The following is a 1,309-nucleotide window of genomic DNA, read 5'->3' as shown; positions in this document are numbered from 1 at the left end:
AGCAAAAGGCGCTCGAGGCTCGCAAGTTGGCGATGCGCGAGGCGGCAAAGGCCAAGGCAGACGCGGCGCGCCAGGAATGGCTCGCCAAGAAGGGCGGCGGGGCGGCCGCATCTGAAGTCGCCGACGCCAAACCGGCCAAGAAGATCACCAACATCCTTGCGCCGCTGGAGCCGATAGCGCCGCTCGTTCCGGTCAAGGCCGAGGAGCCGATCCCGGCGGAAGCCATGAACATCACCGCCACCGGCAACAACGGTGAATTGCGCAGTGAGCAGCCCGGCCAGAAGCAGACGAGCAGCGGTGGGCTGTTCGCAGGCCTGTTCGGCGGCGCCTCGGTGTCCTCGATCAGCTATCTGCCGGAGACACGCGCGCTCGATTCGGCGTTGGCCAAGAAGGACGCCAAGCGGCCCTTCAAGGTTAAGCCGGAATTCGTGCCGCAGGACGTCACGTTCACCGGCTATGAGCCGGGCACCATCGTCATCGACACCAGCGCTCGCCGCCTCTACCTCGTCGAGTCGTTTTCCACTGCGCGCCGCTATGCCATCGCTGTCGGCCGCGAAGGCCTGCAGTTCAAGGGCACCGTCGCGGTCGGCGACAAGCAGGAATGGCCGCGCTGGATCCCGACGCTCGACATGCAGAAGCGCGAGCCGAAGCATTACGGCCAGTACAAGGACGGCATGCCCGGCGGCGGCGAGAACCCGCTCGGCGCGCGCGCCATCTACCTCTATGACGGCAAGAAGGACACGCATCTGCGCATCCACGGCACGATCGCGCCGAACTCGATCGGAACCAGCGCCTCCAACGGCTGCTTCCGCATGATCAACGAGCACGTCATGGATCTCTACAGCCGCGTCAAGATCGGCACGAAGGTCGTTATTATCTAACGATTTCCATCATACTGCCGAAAGGGCCGGCACCGCCGGCCCTTTCGTTTTGACTGAATCCAAGGCTGTTCCTTATGGAGCATGATCTTTCCCGAAAACCGGTTTCCACTTTTCGGGATCATGCTCTAGAGGCACCCGCGCCATTTTGGAAAAAGCCTTCGCGGCGGTTTTTTCTCTGGCGGAATCAATCAGGCCGCGTTAAGCGATGACTCCCATGGCGCGATATGTATTCATCACAGGCGGCGTGGTTTCCTCACTCGGAAAAGGCATCGCCGCAGCAGCTCTTGGGGCTCTCCTGCAGGCGCGAGGCTATCGCGCGCGGATCAAAAAGCTCGATCCTTACCTCAATGTCGATCCCGGAACGATGTCGCCATATCAGCATGGCGAAGTGTTCGTGACCGATGACGGCGCCGAGACCGACCTCGATC

1 protein-coding gene and 1 pseudogene are annotated in these 1,309 nt (G+C 62.0%); both read left to right on the top strand.

Going from position 1 to position 1,309, the window contains the following annotated elements:
- Positions 1–881 (top strand): L,D-transpeptidase (locus EOA24_RS38215; protein WP_133374923.1); only part of this gene is annotated, 881 nt, incomplete at its 5' end.
- 205 nt (positions 882–1,086) lie between these two features.
- Positions 1,087–1,309: pseudogene (locus EOA24_RS38210) on the top strand (CTP synthetase); the annotation flags it as partial.

Origin of the sequence: Mesorhizobium sp. M2A.F.Ca.ET.039.01.1.1, from assembly GCF_003998035.1 — a bacterium.
Classification (GTDB): domain Bacteria; phylum Pseudomonadota; class Alphaproteobacteria; order Rhizobiales; family Rhizobiaceae; genus Mesorhizobium.
Note: the sequence above shows the minus strand (reverse complement) of the source record. Positions and strands in the feature narration are given on the sequence as shown.